The following is an 18736-nucleotide window of genomic DNA, read 5'->3' as shown; positions in this document are numbered from 1 at the left end:
GGTTATTTTTTACTTTAATGTTTCCAGAAAAGCGGCCAAGGCAACTGCATGTTCCTTTTTAAGTTCCTCATTTGAAATGCTCTCATTTTCAAAATTTTCGTAGAACAGTGGTAGCGAAAATGTGGCCACAACCTCTCCGCCAAATCGAGGTAAAAGACTTTTGATAACCTCAAAAGCACCTTTTCCGCCGCGCTTTCCACCTGACGTGGACATAAGAAACACTTTAGTGCCCTCCAAAAAATTACGGTCTAATCGAGATAGCCAATCCAATACATTTTTAAAATAGGCCGAAGGATTCCCATTATGCTCGTTCACGGAAAGAATCAATCCCTTGGCATTTTGAATATCTTCCTTTAATTCTACCAAAGAATTGGAATACCCTTTTTGCTTTTCATCATCTTCACTGAACATGGGGAACGGGTATCGCGTCATGTTCAATTGTCGAAATTCTTGGTTTTCAAGCAAAGAGGTGGTGTATTGTACGAGTCGGTAATTAATAGAAGTTGAAGAATTGCTTCCGGCGAATGCCAAAATTGCAGCCATAGACGAAAAAGTTTGATTGTTTCGCTAAAATACCCCAATTGATGCTTAGATGCGAGTATTTTGTATAATTTTGGGCCCGAAAGCATCCAAACATACTGTCAAACAAGTATATAGGGTATTTATTATTTGATGAAACCACAAACTAACAGATTGTTTTTTATTGATGCCATGCGCGCATGGGCCATCTTGATGATGCTTCAAGGTCATTTTATCGATGGATTACTGGACCCCATTTTTAGAGATAAGACCAATATGGTGTTCACTATCTGGCATTATTTCCGAGGCATCACCGCACCTGTTTTCTTTACGGTTTCTGGATTTATTTTCACCTACTTGTTGATTCGGATGCCCCAAAAAGGTTTTGATAATCCACGGGTCAATAAGGGAATCCGTCGTGGGCTTCAACTCTTGTTGATCGGTTACCTACTCCGGTTGAACATCTTCGGACTTTTTAAAGGGCAATTGTATAATTCGTTTTACTTAGTGGATGTGCTCCATTGCATTGGGCTCTCCATTTTGGCCTTGATTGGCCTGTATTTGGCGACCATAAACCGAAAAAAGTATCTTTTCCCATCGCTTCTCGCAGGAATTACACTGATTCTTTTCTTGTTTGAGCCGATATACAAGCAGTGGTCGTTCTCCTTTTTGCCCGACCTCTTTGCCAACTACTTTACCAAGGCAAACGGTTCTGTTTTCACCATAATACCGTGGTTGGGGTATACCACAATCGGCGCATTCATTTCGGTGCTGTTCACCCAATACAAGAATTTCAAATACTTATACCCCGTTGCGATTTCAGTAGCTTCACTTGTAGGCTACGTGTTGATTTATCACTCATCCCAAGCGTTTATCGCACTTTATGAATATACCGGATTGGAATTGTTCCATTTGATTCAAACCAACAACTACCTGTTCATCAGGCTTGGTAACGTTTTTATTGTATTCTCCGTTTTCATGCTTTTGAGAAAGTTCATGACCAACAAAACGGTACTGCAACTTGGGGCCAGTACACTTAGCATTTATGTGATACACTTTATCATTCTTTATGGAAGTTTTACAGGATTGGGACTGTATCGCTTTTTCAATCATTCTTTGACACCCAGCATTGCAATACCAGGCGCATTGTTGTTCATGGTAGCCTGCTCTTATTTGGCCTTGAAATACAACCGCCACGAAGCTGAAATTAAAGCCCAGGTTTCCCAAGGAATTGTTGTAGCCAAATATCAATTGATTGATTTCAGGGAGGCTTCCATTCCTGTCATTAGGGAACTTGCTTCTCGAATAAGGTTGTTACTTAGACGGGTTTTCAGAACCGTTCGAAACTAGACAATCACCCATAAAAAAAGCATCCAACTATGTTGAATGCTTTCCTCGTTTTGTATACTACTATTTTTCTATCTGCTCCTAGGCATGCAAAGCACGGTCTGCGGTTGCGGCCAAGGCAGCTTCTTTTACGGCCTCCGCATAGGTAGGGTGGGCGTGACTCATTCGGGCAATGTCCTCCGCAGAAGCCCTGAATTCCATGGCCGTTACCCCTTCCGCAATCAAATCTGCACAACGGGCACCAATCATATGGACGCCGAGGACTTCATCGGTCTTTTTATCCGCAATGATTTTTACAAACCCATCCAAATCCATACTAGCTCTGGCCCTGCCCAAGGCGCGCATGGAGAACTGACCCACTTTGTAGTCGACCCCAGCTTCTTTGAGCTCTTCCTCTGTTTTTCCTACTGCTGCCACTTCAGGCCAGGTGTAGACCACACCAGGAATCAGGTTGTAATTGATATGTGGTTTTTGGCCAGCCAAGATCTCGGCAACCATGGTTCCTTCTTCTTCGGCTTTATGGGCCAGCATGGCACCCTTCACCACATCCCCGATTGCATAGATGTTGGATACACTGGTCTGTAGATGGTCGTTCACTTCCACTCTACCCTTGTCATCTAATTTAACCCCGGCCGCTTCGGCGTTTAAACCATCGGTGTAGGGTCTTCTTCCTACGGAAACCAGGCAATAGTCGCCTTTGAGCGTTACTTCCTCACCTTTTTTATCATCCGCCTTTACAATGACCTCATCGCCTTTTCGTTCGACAGATTTTACTTTATGTGATAGATTGAACTTCACTTTTTGTTTCTTCAACACCTTCATTAATTCTTTGGAAAGTGCACCGTCCATGCCTGGAATGATGCGGTCCATAAACTCCACAACGGTCACCTCTGCACCCAATCGCTTGTACACTTGGCCCAATTCCAATCCAATGACACCACCTCCTATAACGATCATGTGCTTGGGCACCTCTTTAAGTTTCAAAGCTTCTGTTGAAGTAATGATGCGTTCCTTATCCAATTCAATGAACGGCAAAGTGGATGGCTTGGAACCCGTCGCAATGATAATATTCTTCGCTTCAATGGTCTCCGTTTTACCATCTTTATCAATATTGATGTGGGTGGCATCCTTAAAGCTCCCTAAACCATGGTATACCTCAATTTTGTTTTTGTTCATCAAAAACTCTATGCCTTTGGTGTTTTGGTCGACTACGTCCTGTTTGCGGGCAATCATCTGCTTTAAGTTGACCTTAACCTCACCTGGAATGTCTATTCCATGTTCTTCAAAATGCTTAATGGCATCTTCATAATGGTGCGAAGAATCCAGCAATGCTTTTGAAGGAATACAACCCACATTAAGACAGGTGCCGCCCAAAGTATCGTATTTTTCAATGATAGCAGTCTTCATTCCCAATTGGGCACACCGAATTGCCGCTACATAGCCTCCAGGTCCAGAGCCAATAACGGCCACATCATATTGATTCATAGTATTTGCTTAGAGATAATTATTTCGTTCGATTATCAGTACAAAAATAACAATGTTTCTCCGATACACCATGTCTTCCATTAACATATCCTTACGAATAAGTTATGGGAGTTTGCCCTTATATTTATCGTATGCGAAGTTTACGGATACATCAGGAGGTGGAGGTTTTCATTGCAGGAATTGCTGCGGCCCAGAGTTTTCTGCTGTCCATTTACAGTTTTTTTGAGCGAAAGCGGGACTTTAAAAATCTGTTACTATCGATTTTTTTCTTGGCCATCACCATACGTCTGGGCAAGTCAATTCTATGGATTTACTTGGATGATTCTCCACTTTGGCTGATTAATCTAGGGTTTATTGCCCATGCGGTTTCGGGTCCGACCCTTTTTCTTTACACCTTGCATTTTTTGTTTGCTCGTAAATGGTCAACATGGAATTTACTCCACTTTGCTCCGGCAGCGTTCCTTGTTTTGACCAGTAACTTTCTAACACTGGAAGGATTCTGGTATCAGGGCGGTTACTCCGTCTTGCTGCTTCACCAACTACTCTACAGCGGAATCACACTCGTTTTGCTTTTATGGCCAGTTGGGCATAAAAAATCGCAATACAGTTTGACCCAAACGGCCAAAATCTGGGTTGGCGCTTTGGTTATAGGAACTGCAATATGGCAACTTTTATACTTTTCCAACTACTTTTTAGGGTTAACCCCTTATATGCTAGGGCCGGTCATTTATCTTCCCTTTGTCTATTTTTTGGCTTTTCTCCAATTTAAAAACCCTTCATTGTTGAAACAGCGTATTCAAGCTAAACATCAAAATATACGGTTATCAGATGAAGAACTTGTGGGCTATGCCAAACAATTGGAAGACCTTATGCGGGAAACGAGAACATACTTAAATCCCAATTGTACCCTTACCACAATGGCCGATGTCATGAAACTGCCACCCTATCTGATTTCGCATGTGGTGAACAACGGCATTGGCAAAAGTTTTCCAGATTTCTTGAACGGATACAGGATTGAAGAAGTAAAACAAAGGTTGGCAGACCCCCATCACCAAAACACCAAAATTGCAAACATTGCCTATGATTGTGGTTTTAACTCCTTGTCCTCGTTCAATGCCGCCTTTAAAAAGGTTACGGGGACAACACCTTCCTCCTACTTGAAGCAAAATCTTTAGACTTAGCGATTTGTAAATCCGTCAGACCGTTTCATCAAACAAAAAGGGATTTAGGCATTTTGTGCTCAAATTGGGACTGGAATCCAATTCCACGTCCAAATGAAGCATACCATTGTCAACAGATTTCTGGAACTATGGCATCACCCCAAAAGAGGCGAGTACAAACTGGTCGTTCTTTCCTGCAGTTTCTTCTTTTGTTTGTTGTGTGCTTATTTCATCCTAAGACCCTTGCGGGATGAAATGGGGATTGAAAACGGTGCCGTAAACATGCAATGGTTGTTCACAGGAACTTTTTTGGCCATGGTGTGCCTCGTCCCAATTTTTGGGTTTCTGGTTTCTAAAAACTCCATTAAGAATTTGATGATTTATGTCTACACCTTTTTCTTGGCCAATCTTTTGGTTTTCTATTACTTTTTTGAAACCCACGGGCCGTCCAGAATATTGGCGATTATTTTTTTTATCTGGCTAAGCGTCTTCAACCTGTTCATTGTTTCTCTTTTTTGGAGTTTTATGGCTGATGTATTCCATAGCTTGGCCGCAAAGAAGTTCTTTGGTATCATTGCCGCAGGAGGTAGTCTTGGCGCGCTAACGGGGCCGGCCATTGCTCGTGGATTAAGTGGATGGGCGTCCTTTGCTCCATTATTACTGGCAGGTTGTTTCTTTTTAGGAGTGGGATTATGTTGTGTTTTGTGGATTTTGAAACTATCGCCCCGTAAAAATCATTTCAAGCAAGAAAAGCAAAATTTTAAAGGTAGTGCAAGTGCCATTTTTGAAGGAGTGCAGCAGATAACCAAGTCTTCTTATCTCATGGGAATCGTTGGTTTTATCCTTCTTTACACCTCCATCTCCACCATTCTTTATTTTGAACAGGCCCATCTTGTGGAACAGACCCTGCTGGAATCGACAGAACGGATTCGTTATTTTTCAAACATTGACCTCACCGTGAATGGCATTGCCATTTTTGGACAGTTTTTCCTGACCGCTAGAATCATTAAGAGGATTGGACTGTCCTTTGTTTTGGCCTCAATTCCATTCGTGATGGGGTTGGGTTTGGTTTTCCTCGGATTTCATCCCGCTTTGGGAATCGTGGCCGTGCTGATGGTTTTGCACAGAGCTGGAAATTTCACTTTGCTGCGCCCCGGAAGGGAAATTTTGTTCACGGTTACATCGACCAGTGAAAAATACAAGTCCAAAAACTGTATCGATACAGCAGTTTATAGAGGTGGAGATGCGTTGGTGGGTTGGGCATTCTCTGGCTTGGTCGCTCTGGGATGGGGATTGGGCGCCATTGCATTTTTAGCCATCCCATTGGCCTTTCTTTGGAGTTTTTTGGGATTCAAACTAGGGAATCAACACCTTGAAAAAGAGAATATTGTACCTTTAAAACAAATCCATTATGAAAACAAAATACAATCGTAGGGAAGCTATTCAATTATCCGTACTGGCAGGTTTGGGATTATCGCTGAGCGGTTATTCCTCGGCTTTCAACAAACTGGAGAAGATTCAAGAGCGGCCCATACCCTCCTCCGGCGAACTTTTGCCCATAGTGGGTTTAGGTACTTGGCAATCCTTTGATGTGGGCAATTCCAAAGAGCAACGAGACGTCTTAACCGAAGTGTTGATGGAAATGAATCGACTTGGGGGCAAGATGATTGATTCCTCCCCCATGTATGGCAGTTCGGAAAGGGTGGTTGGAGATTTGACCGCTCAACTGGACTTTGGAAATGCACTTTTTTACGCTACCAAAGTTTGGACCTCTGGGCAAACCGCAGGCATTCGTCAAATGCAGGATTCCATGGAAAAAATGCAACGAAGAACCATGGACTTGATGCAAATCCATAATCTTGTGGACTGGAAAACCCATGTAAAAACCCTCAAGGGCTGGAGAGAAGAAGGGAAGATTCGATATTGGGGCATTACCCACTATGTGGATTCCACTCACGCTACTTTGGAAAATATCATCAAAACGGAACGACCAGATTTTGTCCAATTCAATTACTCCATACGCTCCCGAAACACTGAGAAATCACTCTTTGATACGGCTGAAAAATATGGCGTGGCCACCATCATCAATCAACCCTACGAAGGCGGGTCGTTATTCAGAGCGGTTAAGGGGAAATCGCTTCCGGAATGGGCCAAGGAAAATGATATACACAGTTGGGGGCAATATTTTTTAAAATTCATTTTATCCCATAAAAATGTCACTTGTGTCATTCCAGGCACTTCAAAACCGCATCACATGATTGACAATATGACCGCTGGATTGGGAAAAATGCCTGATAATGACTTTAGAAATAAGATGGCCCACCACCTGAAATCCCTCTAAAATGGCCTAAACAGGGGCCAACGGAAACTTGGCGGCACCATACCAACCCAACCAAAGTCCGGCCAAAAGGGAGCAGTGCAGACCTACCTCAAACCAAAATGGTCCGCTCCACAGTCCGCAAAGCGCTACCAATAAGAATTTTGCGATGATGCCCAACGAAATAAATAAGTGGGGCCAAAAATTATCGCGTACCACAATCAAGGATGCAATAAACCCAGAAAAAATGGCAGAAGCAAAAAGCGCCATGGTACCTAAGACCAAATCCGAGCTGGACGAGGAGCAAAATTGTATCCCATTAAAAAGGACATCTTTGGAAAGGGTAACGTAGAGTTGCAAGCAGCAACCCCCGATTACTGTGGCCAAACCAGTTAGAAAAAATTTAGTGCGGGCCGACATGATGATGAATTATGTGGTCAGTTCGTTTTTTGATAGCCCCAAATTAGGCATCATGGCAGGTGTATAATATCATTTTAACATCGCTTTAGGTTAAACTTTCCTAAATATGTACAGAGGGGCGGTTCTTTACTTCACTTATCACGAAGGAGCTTTGAGTATTGCCTATATTATTTATGGCGGTGAGCTTGGTCACCATAAACTCCCGATAACTCTTCATGTCTTCCACATTGATTTTTAGGATGTAATCATAATCGCCGCCCACGTGAAAGCATTCTGATACTTCTTCCAGCTTAAGCACCTCCCTTTCAAACTTCAAGACATTTTCCTTGGTGTGTTGCACCAATCGGATTTGGCAGAGCACGGTAAACTCGCGCTTCACCTTTTCTTTATCTACCAGGGCCACATAGTCCGTAATAATTCCGGTACGCTCCAATCTTCTGATACGTTCATACACGGCGGTTTTGGACAATTGTAATTGGTCCGCATAGTATTTGGTAGTCTTTTTACAGTCCTTTTGCAATAGTTGAATCAATTGTTTATCCAAAGCATCCATGACAAATATTCTATTTTATGAAAATCAATTCAAGTTGTATGGAACTATTTTCTATTATTTATTTAAAAAATAGGTTAATATTCTTCAAATATAAGTATTAATTGATTTTTAGACCATCTCTTTCTATTTTTACGAAAATTGACAACTATGGACTACAAAGCATCAGAACACATTCAAGACCTTCAATATTTTGGTGAGTTCGGAGGCGTAAACCCTTCGATATCGGACTCATCCACCTATACTTTTCTATCAGCCAAAACCATGTTCGACACCTTCGAGGGAAATACAGAAGGGTGTTACCTATACAGTCGGCACTCCTCCCCTTCCAATCTCTATTTAGGCGAAGCCATGGCGCAATTGGAAGGAACCGAATCGGCCAACGTATTTGCCAGTGGTATGGGCGCCATTACTTCGGTCATCTTTCAATTGTGCGACACGGACGACCATATTGTTTGCAGTCGAACGATTTATGGAGGTACCTATGCCTTCCTGAAAAACTTTGTGAAAAAGTTCAATATCTCCACCTCCTTTATCGATATTACCGACTTGGATGTGGTCGAAAATTCCATCACCCCCAAAACCAAAATGATCTATTGTGAGGCCATCAGTAATCCTTTACTGGAAGTGGCCGATATTCAAGCACTGGCCAAACTGGCCAAAAAACATGGCATCCCCTTGGTTGTGGACAACACCTTTTCCCCGTTGAGCATCAATGCGGCCAAATTGGGGGCCGATATTGTGGTGCACAGTCTTACCAAGTTCATCAACGGTAGTAGCGATTGTGTTGCGGGTGCGGTTTGTGCTTCTTCGGACTTTTGCCTTAGCCTGAAAGATGTAAACGACGGCGCCGGAATGCTATTGGGCAGCACCTTGGACAGTTTACGGGCGGCTTCCATCCTAAAAAATATGCGTACGCTTCACATACGTATCAAAAAGCATAGTGAGAATGCACACTATCTAGCAAAACAGTTTGAAAAAGATGGACTCAAAGTGGTCTACCCCGGATTGGAAAGTCATCCTGGGCACCAGACCATGAAGGCCCAAATGAACCCTGAATACGGCTTCGGGGGCCTCCTAACCTTGGATGTAGGTTCGCTGGACAGGGCCAATGCGCTGATGGAAATGATGCAAAAAGAAAAGCTGGGCTACTTGGCCGTTAGCCTTGGGTTTTACAAAACGCTTTTTAGTGCATCGGGCACGTCCACTTCTTCTGAAATTCCTTTGGAAGAACAAAAAGAGCTTGGCTTAACCGAAGGTCTGATTCGGTTTTCCATAGGTTTGGACAACGATATCCACAAGACCTATCTTGCCATGCGCCGCTGTATGGAAGCTCTTGAAATTTTAGAAAAAGACCACTCTTTGGCGTAATAGGAGTCCATTTACAGTTTGGAGAACATACTTCAAAGTCGTAATATTACTTCTTATCTAACTCAGACCGCATGCCAAACCCAGAGAAAAAACCAAAATTTAGGGAAGACGAACAAATTGTAGAAAATAAGAATCTCAACATTTGGGAAGCACTCATTCCCGTCTTTGCGTTGGTGGGCATGTTGGCCTATAATGTGTATGTGTTTGGTGACGATGCTTTAAGCGGTTCCAATCAGTTTATTTTATTGTTGGGTGGGGCCGTTGCTGCCATTGTTGGCTTTTTCAACAAGGTTTCCTATAAAAAAATGATTGCTGAGGTGGCCGAGAACATCCGTTCCACCACAGGAGCGTTGCTCATTCTGTTAATGGTCGGCGCCCTCTCTGGAACATGGTTGGTCAGTGGCATCATTCCCGCCATGATCTATTATGGGCTTCAGATATTGAATCCCACGATATTTTTGGCAGCATGCGTTGTAATATGTGCCATCATATCCATTGCTACAGGAAGCAGTTGGACCACCGCAGCTACGGTTGGTATTGCCCTTATTGGTATTGGTGAAGCTTTGGGCATTTCGTTGGGAATGACCGCTGGTGCGGTACTGTCAGGTGCCTATTTTGGAGATAAAATGTCGCCTTTGAGCGACACTACAAATCTTGCCCCAGCCATGGCAGGCGGGGAATTGTTTTCCCATATTAAATATATGACCCTCACCACAGTACCGACCATAGTAGTCACCCTGATTGTTTTCATAATACTTGGATTTACCATAGATACCTCTGGTGTTGCCGATACCACTTCCATATTGACGAATATAAGCGGAACCTTTAATGTGAGTGGTTGGCTTTTTCTGGTTCCCGTAGTTGTCATCTTTTTGATTGTAAAAAAAGCTCCTCCCCTTTTAGCCTTACTCATTGGAACACTGCTCGGCGGCCTCTTTGCCCTTCTTTTTCAACCGGATATTGTGGCCACCATTGGCGGAAGCTCCAGTTTAACCTTGGAATCAGGCTATAAAGGTATTTTGAATGCCATCACCGTGGATACCAATATTGCCACGGATGACCCAGCTTTAAATGACCTGTTTTCCTCTGGAGGTATGGCTGGAATGTTGGGTACCATTTGGTTAATCATGTGCGCCATGGTCTTTGGTGGTATCATGGATGGTATTGGTGCTTTGGAGCGAATTACAGAGTCGCTCTTGAAAATGGCAAAGACCACCTTTGGGCTTTTTGCAAGTACCGTTGGGAGCTGTTTGGCACTTAATGTAACCGCATCGGACCAATATTTAGCAATCGTGGTTCCTGGGAAAATGTTCTCCAAAGCCTACGAAGAGCGTGGACTGGCGCCAGAGAACCTAAGCCGTACTTTGGAAGATTCAGGAACAGTCACCTCAGTACTTGTTCCATGGAACACCTGCGGTGCGTATCATAGCAGTGTATTGGGCGTTGGGGTTGGTGAATATGCCCTTTATGCCATTTTCAACTGGCTGAGTCCGTTTATGACCTTGCTTTTTGCGGCGCTGAAGATTAAAATAAAGATGCTTACCACAAGCAAAATGGCCTAAACGATAGAATCCTGATTTTTTCAAAGAACCTTTCCCACAGCAACCGAAAAGAAGGTTTTTTTAAGTATTTTTGGGCTCGAACCAAAATATAAAAACATGGCTACTGTTACCTTAAAAGGAAACGAAATACATACCCTTGGCAACCTTCCCGAAAGTGGTTCCCAAGCCCCCAATTTCATATTGGTTAAAACTGACCTTTCCTCGACCTCCCTTTCAGATTACAAAGGAAAAAAGGTGGTTTTGAACATTTTTCCAAGCATTGATACCGGAACCTGTGCCCAATCGGTGCGCCAATTCAATCAAGAGGCGGCTGAATTGGAAAACACCACTATTCTGTGCATCTCAAAGGACCTTCCATTTGCCCAGGCCCGCTTTTGTGGTGCAGAGGGAATTGATAAAGTGGAAACCCTTTCTGATTTCAGGGATGGAAACTTTGGGAAAGCATACAAGGTGGAATTTACCGATGGCCCGCTTCAAGGACTATTATCCCGTTCTGTTGTGGTCTTGAACGAGAGTGGCGAGGTGGTCTATTCGGAACAAGTTCCAGAAACGGTGGACGAACCCAATTACAAAGCTGCGCTTGAAGCATTGATGGATGCCTAGGGAATCTTTTTTGAAGAATAGGATTCGCAGTGTGGGCTTTGCACTGAGGGGCATGTTTTTGCTCCTAAGAACTGAAGCCAGCATAAAAATCCAATTTTTCATTGCGCTTTTGGTAACCGCTGCTGGGTTCTATTTCGAGATTTCCAATACGGAATGGATTCTTCAACTCTTCGCCATAGGCTTGGTCATGGGGATTGAAGGCATCAATACAGCCATCGAGAAAATATCGGACTACATTCAACCGGAAAACGACCCCAAAATCGGTTTTATAAAAGATATTTCTGCGGGAGCCGTTATGATAGTGTCCATTGTAGCTAGTATCATTGGGCTCATTATATATGTACCCAAATTGCTGTAAGGGACATTCAAGGCCGATATAGCATCGTAAATTTGTAAATTAGCCCCGCATTAAACCCTAATTAATGGCGAAAAAAAGGACAAAATCTAAATCCAAACCTACTGCTGCCAACAAAAAGAAGGTTTCTTTGAAACCCTCCAAGCAAAACAAGATCATTTTTGGTAGTTTGCTCATCGTTCTCAGTATTGCACTGTTCTTTTCGTTTATGTCATACTACTTCACGTGGCAGGCAGACCAGAGTTTGTTGTCCGAGTTTGCCAATAGAAATGCGGAGGCCAAAAATCTGCTCAATAAGTTTGGCGCCAGTGTGAGCCATTTTTTTATGTACCGTGGTTTTGGATTGGCCTCATTTGCCTTTCCAGTGCTGCTGGCCGTTACCGGACTCTATCTTTTTTTGGGTTTGAGTGGTAAGGGTCTGGTTGGCAAATGGATTTGGGGTCTGTTGGGGGTCATTTGGATTTCTGTGGCCCTAGGATTTTTTGCCATTGACCAACCCCTGTTGGGAGGTCTAATTGGGTATGAAATGAACGATTTCCTCCAAGATTACACTGGGAAGATAGGGGTATTCCTCATTCTTGTATTTGTGTTGATGGTGATTTTGGTACGATTGTTCAACTTTACCCCTGAAGGTGTTGCCAATTTCTTCAAAAAGCAGCGGCAGCAGATTACATCCGATTTTCAGAAAACAGTATCAGTGTCGGATGAAACAAATGAATCCGAAGAAACAAGTCTGGACTTGAGCCCAGAGGACAATGAGCCTATCAAAGTAGATACCTATACCCATAAAAAAGATATTCCCCCATTAAAAAGTGAAGCGGGATTGGATGTGAACCTTCCCGAAGAAGAAGAGGTTGATATCAGCCTAGAAGTCGAGAAAGTTGAAGAAGAGAAAGAGGAAAGTGACATCAAATCTGAAAAATTGGTCAAGGATTTTGGGGAATTCGACCCTAAATTGGAGCTGGGCAACTACAAATTCCCTCCTTTGGATTTACTGGAAGCACATGGGGCCTCAGGAGGCATTACCATCAATCAGGAAGAACTGGAGGAAAACAAAAACCGAATTGTAAGTACGCTCAAGAATTACAAAATCGGTATAGCACAAATCAAGGCGACCATCGGTCCTACCGTAACCCTTTACGAGATTGTACCAGAGGCCGGTATCCGGATTTCCAAGATCAAAAACTTGGAGGACGACATAGCGCTTTCTTTGGCAGCTTTGGGTATTCGTATTATTGCTCCTATCCCCGGAAAGGGGACCATTGGCATTGAGGTACCCAACAAAAACGCCACCATCGTTTCCATGCGTTCCGTAATTGCTTCGAACAAATTCCAGAAGGCGGAGATGGAATTGCCCATTGCTTTTGGAAAAACCATCAGCAATGAAACTTTTGTGGTCGATTTGGCCAAAATGCCCCACTTGCTCATGGCAGGGGCCACGGGTCAAGGTAAATCAGTTGGGTTGAATGCCGTAATTACTTCGCTGCTCTATAAAAAGCATCCCGCAGAAGTAAAGTTCGTTCTGGTAGATCCTAAAAAAGTGGAACTGACCCTTTACAACAAAATTGAACGTCATTTTCTGGCCAAACTTCCAGATTCTGATGATGCCATTATTACGGACAACACCAAGGTCATCAATACTTTGAATTCGCTGTGCATTGAAATGGACAATCGGTATGAGCTGCTCAAAACGGCCATGGTTCGAAATATAAAGGAATACAACGTTAAGTTGAAGGCGAGAAAACTTAACCCCAACGATGGGCACAAATTTCTTCCCTACATTGTTTTGGTGATCGATGAGTTTGCCGATTTAATCATGACCGCCGGAAAAGAAGTTGAAACTCCCATTGCCCGTTTGGCACAGTTAGCACGAGCCATTGGAATCCACTTGATCATTGCTACACAACGTCCTTCGGTGAATGTGATCACGGGTATCATAAAAGCTAACTTCCCGGCACGGATTGCATTTCGGGTGACTTCAAAAATAGATTCCCGAACCATTTTGGACGCCCAAGGTGCAGACCAGCTCATTGGTCGTGGTGACATGCTTTACACCCAAGGGAATGATGTAACCCGACTGCAATGTGCGTTTGTTGATACACCAGAAGTTGGAAAGATTACCGACTATATTGGTTCGCAACGTGCCTACCCCGAAGCACACTTACTGCCAGAGTATGTAGGTGAAGAATCTGGCACGGGTATTGATTACGATATTGCAGATAGGGATGCCATGTTCCGCGAAGCCGCTGAAGTGATTGTTACGGCGCAACAGGGTTCAGCCTCCCTTATTCAACGTAAACTGAAACTGGGCTACAACAGGGCGGGCAGAATCATAGATCAACTGGAAGCTGCCGGAATTGTTGGCCCTTTTGAAGGTAGTAAGGCCCGACAAGTTTTGGTGCCGGATATTTATTCTTTGGAACAATTGTTAGAAAATGAAACAAAATAAAACCATGATCAAGAAACATATTCTTTTAATCGGATTTTTAGTAACAGGGCTTTTTACATTCGGGCAAAATTCGGACAAGGCCAAAGCTTTGTTGGACGAGGTCTACAACAAGGTTAAAAGTTACGACAACATTTATATCGATTTTAAATCCACCTTGGAGAACACCGAGGCCAACCTAAAACAGGAAACCAACGGAAATGTAACCCTTGACGGCGAAAAATATTTCCTAAATTATTTGGGTGCGCAACAGCTTTTTGATGGAAAGAAAGTGTACACCATCGTTCCCGAAAATGAAGAGGTCACCATTGAAGATGTGAATGAGGACAATGATAACGTAAGTCCTTCAAAAATGCTGACATTTTACAAAACAGGCCATAACTACCGGTGGGATATCCTTCAAAATGTGGATGGGCGTAAAATTCAGTATGTAAAATTGATTCCCATCGATTCCAACACCGAAATCAAGTCTATTTTGTTGGGGATTGACACCCAGACCAAGCATATCTACAAGCTTATTCAGACAGGAAACAATGGTACCAAGACCACCATTACCGTTAATTCTTTCAAAACCAATCAGTCACTTTCAAGTACGCTGTTTACCTTTGACGAGAAAAAATACGAGGACAAAGGGTACTATATCACAAGAAACTAAAGATTGAAAATACTAGACCAGTATATATTAAAGAGGTTTCTTTACAACTTCTTCAGTTCGTTTTTCATTTTGATCGTCATATTCATCTTTCAGGGCATATGGCTGTTCATCGATGATTTGGCTGGAAAAGGTCTAGGTATTGTCATTATAGGAAAGTTCATTTTCTACTTTATCCCCACTTTGGTGGACAAGGTACTTCCTCTTACCGTTCTATTGTCCTCCATCCTTACGTTTGGAACATTTGCCGAAAACTATGAGTTTGCCGCCATGAAAGCTTCGGGAATTTCCCTGCAACGAGGCATGCGCAGCCTAGTTGTGTTCGTGTTGTTTTTAGGAGTGGTGACCTTCTTTTTTGCCAATAACGTCATACCAAAATCTGAGCAGAAAATGTTCAACCTTAGGCGAAACATTGCCAAGGTAAAACCCGCTGCGGCGATTACCGAAGGGGTTTTCAGTGATTTTGAAGGCACCGGAGATGGAATGAACATCAAAGTGGACAAAAAATACGGGGAACAAGATCGCTTCTTGGACAATGTGATCATCCACAAAAAAACAGATCAGAATGTCAACAATACCGTCATTAAGGCCAAGGCAGGAGAATTGATCAGCAGTGAAGAGTCAGATATCATTCAGTTGGTGCTTAAAGATGGGCATTATTATGAAGAAGTTTGGTCCAAGGACAGCAAAGAGCGAAGAAAACACCCTTTTGCCAAGTCTGAGTTCGAAACCTATACCATTAATATTGACATCTCCGAGTTGAACGACCAAGACCTTGAGGAAGACGGCAACATCACCACGGACAAGATGAAGAATGTGGGGCGACTCGTAAAGGATATCGATTCGTTGGGGAAGAACAATGTTGAAAAAGTAGAGGCTTTCTCTAAAAACATTGTAAATCGCATGGGAGCTTTCCCCGCTAAACCAAAAGTTGACGATAGTTTACAACTTATTGAAATTCCCGAAAAAGAGATTGTAACCGACTCTCTAAAAAATAGCATACAAAATGCCGATGACCTTCTGAAACAGCTTCAGGAATGGCAAAGACTACAAGTGGTCAACAATGCCAAAAATACGATTACGGGCATATTGAACACGGTGGTCTCCAAAAAAGAAGAACTTCAAAAACGATATAAATTCTACAATAGCCATATTCTTTCGCTGCATAACAAATATGCGCTGGCATTTTCCTGTATCATTCTCTTTTTTGTTGGGGCTCCATTGGGCGCTATTATTCGAAAAGGAGGGCTTGGTCTCCCCATGGTAATTGCCATTGTTTTATTTTTGACGTATTATTTTATAGGGGTTTTTGCAGGGAACTATGCCAAAGAAGGCAATATTCATCCAGCATTTGGAGCTTGGCTCTCTACTTTGATTATGCTACCCTTGGGCATTTCATTGACAAAAAGGGCCACAGCAGATAGAGGTCTGTTTGGGTTTGGACATATTTTTGACCGAATTAAATCCCTATTTAAAAAGAAAAAGAAAGATTCTGAAGAGCAATAATGGTTACTAAGGATAAAAAAATACAATTACACGCCATAGAAGAAGCCATTGAGGATATCCGTCAAGGTAAGGTCATCATTGTGGTGGATGATGAAAACCGTGAAAATGAAGGTGATTTTCTCGCCGCTGCGGAGCTCATTACCCCAGAGACCGTAAATTTTATGGCCACCCATGGCCGCGGACTCATTTGTGCGCCCCTCACCGAAGGAAGGTGCAAGGAACTTGGTCTCCATAAAATGGTGACCCATAATTCCGATCCATTGGAAACCGCCTTTACCGTTTCTGTGGATTTACGGGGAAATGGGGTAACCACAGGAATTTCGGCCGCCGATAGAGCCAAAACGGTGTTGGCACTGACAAATGCAGCCACAAAACCCCATGAGCTTGCCCGGCCCGGGCATATTTTTCCATTAATAGCTAAGGAAGGCGGGGTATTGCGGCGTACCGGACATACTGAAGCAGCCATAGATTTTGCCCGATTGGCCGGTCTGGAACCTGCAGGTGTCATTGTGGAAATCATGAATGAGGATGGCAGTATGGCCCGATTGCCGGAATTGCTGAAAGTGGCTAAAAAGTTTGATTTGAAAATTGTTTCCATCGAGGATTTGATTGCCTACCGCATGGAGCATGACAGTCTTATTGAGCTCAAGGAGTCCTTCGATATAAAAACGCGTTTTGGAGCATTCAGGCTGCGTGCCTATAAGCAGACCACCAATGATCAAGTGCACATTGCCTTGGTAAAAGGTAGTTGGAAATCTGGCGAACCGGTGCTCACTAGAATCAATTCCACTTTGGTCAACAATGATATGTTGGGCACCTTGACCAACAATCCAGACGAGGCCTTGCAACGTATGTTCGATGTATTGAACTCCGAAGAAAAGGGCGCCATGATTTTTATTAATCAAGGCAACCAATCCATGAATCTGTTGAGTCGTTTGGCCGAATTGAAAAAATTACAGGCCCAGGGCATCAACAAAGCGCCTAAAATAGATATGGATGCCAAGGATTTTGGCATTGGGGCGCAAATCCTTCACGATTTGAACATCTCCAAGATTCGGTTGTTGTCCAATTCAGGGCAGACTCGTCGCGTCGGTATGGTAGGATACGGCCTAGAAATTGTGGAATATGTGAATTACTGATTCAGGTTCAAACTCAAAACGCAAGTTCAAGTTCAATCAAGGCCAGAATTAGTGGACATTCGTGTAATTTATGTCAAGCTTTTTTAAGTGGATGATTGGATAACCTCTACCATTTTTTTGGCTCTTTCTTTCATTTCTTTTTCAGACCAACCCAATTTTATCAAGCAAGATATGGTTCTTCCCACCCAATAATCTGATGCTGAAAAATCAGTTTTGGAATAATCCGGAAGGCCTTTGATTACCTCTTCAGGTAATTTTCCCAAGGCTTTTTTGTCGGTTAGATGCTCCCATTTTCTATAATAATGCCAATTGTTGTTGTACCAATAAAAACAAGCATCCACCCCATTGGTTCCCAAAGCTTTATGTGCTTTTTGGGCCATTTCTTCCGAAGGAAGGAAAAAACTCAAAAAGGAATAATTCTCCTCTCCTCCATCGGGCACTCTTCTAAAAGTCACTTCAGGAACAATAGATAGTGCCTCTCGCAATATATGGTAGTTTCTTTTTTGGAGGCTGATAAATTCATCCAAGCGTGCCAATTGGGCCACGCCAACCGCTGCATTCAATTCCGAAATCCGAAAATTATAGCCTAAAAAAGGATGTTGCTCGGCTCCCCTATCATTTCCGATATGGTCATGTCCATGATCGGAATATTTATGGGCATTTTGATAATAGGCTTCATTATTGGTGATGACGGCTCCGCCTTCGCCACAGGTAATGGTTTTTACATAATCGAAGGAAAAACACCCCAAATCCCCAACACTGCCCAGAGGTTTTCCTTGATAACTGCCACCAATGGCCTGACACGCATCTTCCAACAGCAATAATCCATGTTTTCCACACAACTGTTGAAGCGCATGCAGATCGGCCATGGAACCGCACATGTGTACGGGCATGATCACTTTAGTTTTATTGGTAATTGCTTTTTCAACCGCGGAAGGGTCCAACGTCAAGGTATCATCAACATCCACCAAAACCGGAATGGCACCAAGCGCCAAAATGGACTCAAAGCTCGCCACAAAGGTAAAAGTGGGCATAATCACCTCATCACCTGCTCCAATACCAGCACTTGCCAAAGCTACCGTAAGAGCAGCAGTGCCACTGCTCACCAAATGAGCATGTTTGGACTGCATGCGTTGCGCCAAAGCTGCTTCAAGTTCCTTGGCTTTCCAATGCCCGTTTCGCATTCCATCAAAACCGTAGCGCATCAGCACACCTGAATCCAGCACATCGCGTACCTGTTCCCGTTCCTTATCTCCAAAAAGTTCAAAACCCGGCATATTTTATTGTGTTATTGTGTTATTGGT

Annotated in this window: 17 protein-coding genes; 12 read left to right on the top strand and 5 right to left on the bottom strand. The window is 43.1% G+C overall.

Annotated features, from left to right (window positions below; all coding sequences use genetic code 11):
- Window positions 1-9 precede the first annotated feature (9 nt).
- Window positions 10-543 carry an NADPH-dependent FMN reductase gene (locus ACFOWS_RS08190; RefSeq protein WP_379763437.1) on the bottom strand — a complete coding sequence of 178 codons (534 nt, stop codon included), beginning with the start codon at window positions 541-543 and terminating at the stop codon, window positions 10-12.
- A gap of 129 nt (window positions 544-672) precedes the next feature.
- Here ACFOWS_RS08190 and ACFOWS_RS08185 point away from each other — a divergent pair, with 129 nt between their 5' ends.
- Window positions 673-1869, top strand: coding sequence for an acyltransferase family protein (locus ACFOWS_RS08185; RefSeq protein WP_379763436.1), 1197 nt, complete (start codon window positions 673-675; stop codon window positions 1867-1869).
- Window positions 1870-1947: 78 nt separating this feature from the next.
- Here ACFOWS_RS08185 and lpdA read toward each other — a convergent pair whose 3' ends face one another.
- Window positions 1948-3351 carry a dihydrolipoyl dehydrogenase gene (lpdA, locus tag ACFOWS_RS08180; protein ID WP_366589445.1) on the bottom strand — a complete coding sequence of 468 codons (1404 nt, stop codon included), beginning with the start codon at window positions 3349-3351 and terminating at the stop codon, window positions 1948-1950.
- Between the two features lie 131 nt (window positions 3352-3482).
- Between lpdA and ACFOWS_RS08175 the strand changes: the two genes are divergently transcribed.
- The 3 genes from ACFOWS_RS08175 to ACFOWS_RS08165 all read left to right on the top strand — a co-directional run bounded on the left by ACFOWS_RS08175 (window position 3483) and on the right by ACFOWS_RS08165 (window position 6852).
- Complete coding sequence (locus ACFOWS_RS08175; RefSeq protein ID WP_379763435.1) at window positions 3483-4526, top strand: helix-turn-helix domain-containing protein; 1044 nt, start codon at window positions 3483-3485, stop codon at window positions 4524-4526.
- A 99-nt stretch (window positions 4527-4625) separates the two neighbouring features.
- Complete coding sequence (locus ACFOWS_RS08170; protein ID WP_379763434.1) at window positions 4626-5945, top strand: NTP/NDP exchange transporter; 1320 nt, start codon at window positions 4626-4628, stop codon at window positions 5943-5945.
- Window positions 5923-6852 (top strand): aldo/keto reductase, encoded by a 930-nt coding sequence (locus ACFOWS_RS08165; protein WP_379763433.1) that lies wholly within the window; start codon window positions 5923-5925, stop codon window positions 6850-6852. Before ACFOWS_RS08170 ends, ACFOWS_RS08165 begins: the two co-directional genes overlap by 23 nt.
- Before the next feature lie 6 nt (window positions 6853-6858).
- Here the strand turns inward: ACFOWS_RS08165 and ACFOWS_RS08160 are convergent, their stop codons facing one another.
- Together ACFOWS_RS08160 and ACFOWS_RS08155 are read right to left on the bottom strand one after the other, a co-directional pair.
- Window positions 6859-7248 (bottom strand): hypothetical protein, encoded by a 390-nt coding sequence (locus ACFOWS_RS08160; RefSeq protein WP_379763432.1) that lies wholly within the window; start codon window positions 7246-7248, stop codon window positions 6859-6861.
- A 100-nt stretch (window positions 7249-7348) separates the two neighbouring features.
- Entirely contained in the window at window positions 7349-7801 is a 453-nt protein-coding gene (locus ACFOWS_RS08155) for an Lrp/AsnC family transcriptional regulator (protein ID WP_379763431.1), read from the bottom strand.
- A 147-nt stretch (window positions 7802-7948) separates the two neighbouring features.
- On the opposite strand from ACFOWS_RS08155, the gene ACFOWS_RS08150 reads away from it, so the two are divergent.
- The 8 genes from ACFOWS_RS08150 (at window position 7949) to ribB (ending at window position 17432) form a co-directional block, all read left to right on the top strand.
- A complete protein-coding gene (locus ACFOWS_RS08150) occupies window positions 7949-9169 on the top strand; it encodes an aminotransferase class I/II-fold pyridoxal phosphate-dependent enzyme (protein WP_379763430.1) in 1221 nt (406 codons plus the stop codon).
- Window positions 9170-9240: 71 nt separating this feature from the next.
- Complete coding sequence (gene nhaC / locus ACFOWS_RS08145; RefSeq protein WP_379763429.1) at window positions 9241-10731, top strand: Na+/H+ antiporter NhaC; 1491 nt, start codon at window positions 9241-9243, stop codon at window positions 10729-10731.
- A gap of 96 nt (window positions 10732-10827) precedes the next feature.
- Entirely contained in the window at window positions 10828-11334 is a 507-nt protein-coding gene (gene tpx, locus ACFOWS_RS08140; RefSeq protein WP_379763428.1) for a thiol peroxidase, read from the top strand.
- A complete protein-coding gene (locus ACFOWS_RS08135) occupies window positions 11327-11692 on the top strand; it encodes a diacylglycerol kinase family protein (RefSeq protein WP_366589467.1) in 366 nt (121 codons plus the stop codon). The genes tpx and ACFOWS_RS08135 overlap by 8 nt, the downstream gene beginning before the upstream one ends.
- 64 nt (window positions 11693-11756) lie before the next feature.
- Window positions 11757-14138 (top strand): DNA translocase FtsK, encoded by a 2382-nt coding sequence (locus ACFOWS_RS08130; RefSeq protein WP_379763427.1) that lies wholly within the window; start codon window positions 11757-11759, stop codon window positions 14136-14138.
- A gap of 4 nt (window positions 14139-14142) precedes the next feature.
- Window positions 14143-14790: a LolA family protein gene (locus ACFOWS_RS08125; protein ID WP_379764506.1), complete on the top strand. Its 648-nt coding sequence runs from the start codon at window positions 14143-14145 to the stop codon at window positions 14788-14790.
- Between the two features lie 3 nt (window positions 14791-14793).
- Window positions 14794-16293 (top strand): LptF/LptG family permease, encoded by a 1500-nt coding sequence (locus tag ACFOWS_RS08120; protein WP_366589471.1) that lies wholly within the window; start codon window positions 14794-14796, stop codon window positions 16291-16293.
- Window positions 16293-17432: a 3,4-dihydroxy-2-butanone-4-phosphate synthase gene (gene ribB, locus ACFOWS_RS08115; protein WP_379763426.1), complete on the top strand. Its 1140-nt coding sequence runs from the start codon at window positions 16293-16295 to the stop codon at window positions 17430-17432. Before ACFOWS_RS08120 ends, ribB begins: the two co-directional genes overlap by 1 nt.
- 83 nt (window positions 17433-17515) lie before the next feature.
- On the opposite strand, the gene ACFOWS_RS08110 is transcribed toward ribB, so the two are convergent.
- On the bottom strand, window positions 17516-18709 hold the full coding sequence (locus ACFOWS_RS08110) for a DegT/DnrJ/EryC1/StrS family aminotransferase (protein ID WP_379763425.1): 1194 nt from the start codon (window positions 18707-18709) through the stop codon (window positions 17516-17518).
- Window positions 18710-18736 lie beyond the last annotated feature (27 nt).

The sequence above is a fragment of the Flagellimonas marina genome (assembly GCF_042651185.1).
Lineage (GTDB): Bacteria > Bacteroidota > Bacteroidia > Flavobacteriales > Flavobacteriaceae > Flagellimonas > Flagellimonas marina.
This window is presented reverse-complemented; position numbering and strand designations above follow the sequence as displayed.

What these genes read in the sequence shown, in the direction of transcription:
- ACFOWS_RS08190 (WP_379763437.1), bottom strand. Translation starts at nt 543, where the DNA reads ATGGCTGCAATTTTGGCATTCGCCGGAAGCAATTCTTCAACTTCTATT.
- tpx (WP_379763428.1), top strand. Translation starts at nt 10,828, where the DNA reads ATGGCTACTGTTACCTTAAAAGGAAACGAAATACATACCCTTGGCAAC.
- ACFOWS_RS08165 (WP_379763433.1), top strand. Translation starts at nt 5,923, where the DNA reads ATGAAAACAAAATACAATCGTAGGGAAGCTATTCAATTATCCGTACTG.
- ACFOWS_RS08135 (WP_366589467.1), top strand. Translation starts at nt 11,327, where the DNA reads ATGCCTAGGGAATCTTTTTTGAAGAATAGGATTCGCAGTGTGGGCTTT.
- lpdA (WP_366589445.1), bottom strand. Translation starts at nt 3,351, where the DNA reads ATGAATCAATATGATGTGGCCGTTATTGGCTCTGGACCTGGAGGCTAT.
- ACFOWS_RS08185 (WP_379763436.1), top strand. Translation starts at nt 673, where the DNA reads ATGAAACCACAAACTAACAGATTGTTTTTTATTGATGCCATGCGCGCA.
- ACFOWS_RS08150 (WP_379763430.1), top strand. Translation starts at nt 7,949, where the DNA reads ATGGACTACAAAGCATCAGAACACATTCAAGACCTTCAATATTTTGGT.
- ACFOWS_RS08160 (WP_379763432.1), bottom strand. Translation starts at nt 7,248, where the DNA reads ATGTCGGCCCGCACTAAATTTTTTCTAACTGGTTTGGCCACAGTAATC.
- ACFOWS_RS08110 (WP_379763425.1), bottom strand. Translation starts at nt 18,709, where the DNA reads ATGCCGGGTTTTGAACTTTTTGGAGATAAGGAACGGGAACAGGTACGC.
- ACFOWS_RS08130 (WP_379763427.1), top strand. Translation starts at nt 11,757, where the DNA reads ATGGCGAAAAAAAGGACAAAATCTAAATCCAAACCTACTGCTGCCAAC.
- ACFOWS_RS08170 (WP_379763434.1), top strand. Translation starts at nt 4,626, where the DNA reads ATGAAGCATACCATTGTCAACAGATTTCTGGAACTATGGCATCACCCC.
- ACFOWS_RS08155 (WP_379763431.1), bottom strand. Translation starts at nt 7,801, where the DNA reads ATGGATGCTTTGGATAAACAATTGATTCAACTATTGCAAAAGGACTGT.
- ACFOWS_RS08125 (WP_379764506.1), top strand. Translation starts at nt 14,143, where the DNA reads ATGATCAAGAAACATATTCTTTTAATCGGATTTTTAGTAACAGGGCTT.
- ribB (WP_379763426.1), top strand. Translation starts at nt 16,293, where the DNA reads ATGGTTACTAAGGATAAAAAAATACAATTACACGCCATAGAAGAAGCC.
- ACFOWS_RS08175 (WP_379763435.1), top strand. Translation starts at nt 3,483, where the DNA reads ATGCGAAGTTTACGGATACATCAGGAGGTGGAGGTTTTCATTGCAGGA.
- nhaC (WP_379763429.1), top strand. Translation starts at nt 9,241, where the DNA reads ATGCCAAACCCAGAGAAAAAACCAAAATTTAGGGAAGACGAACAAATT.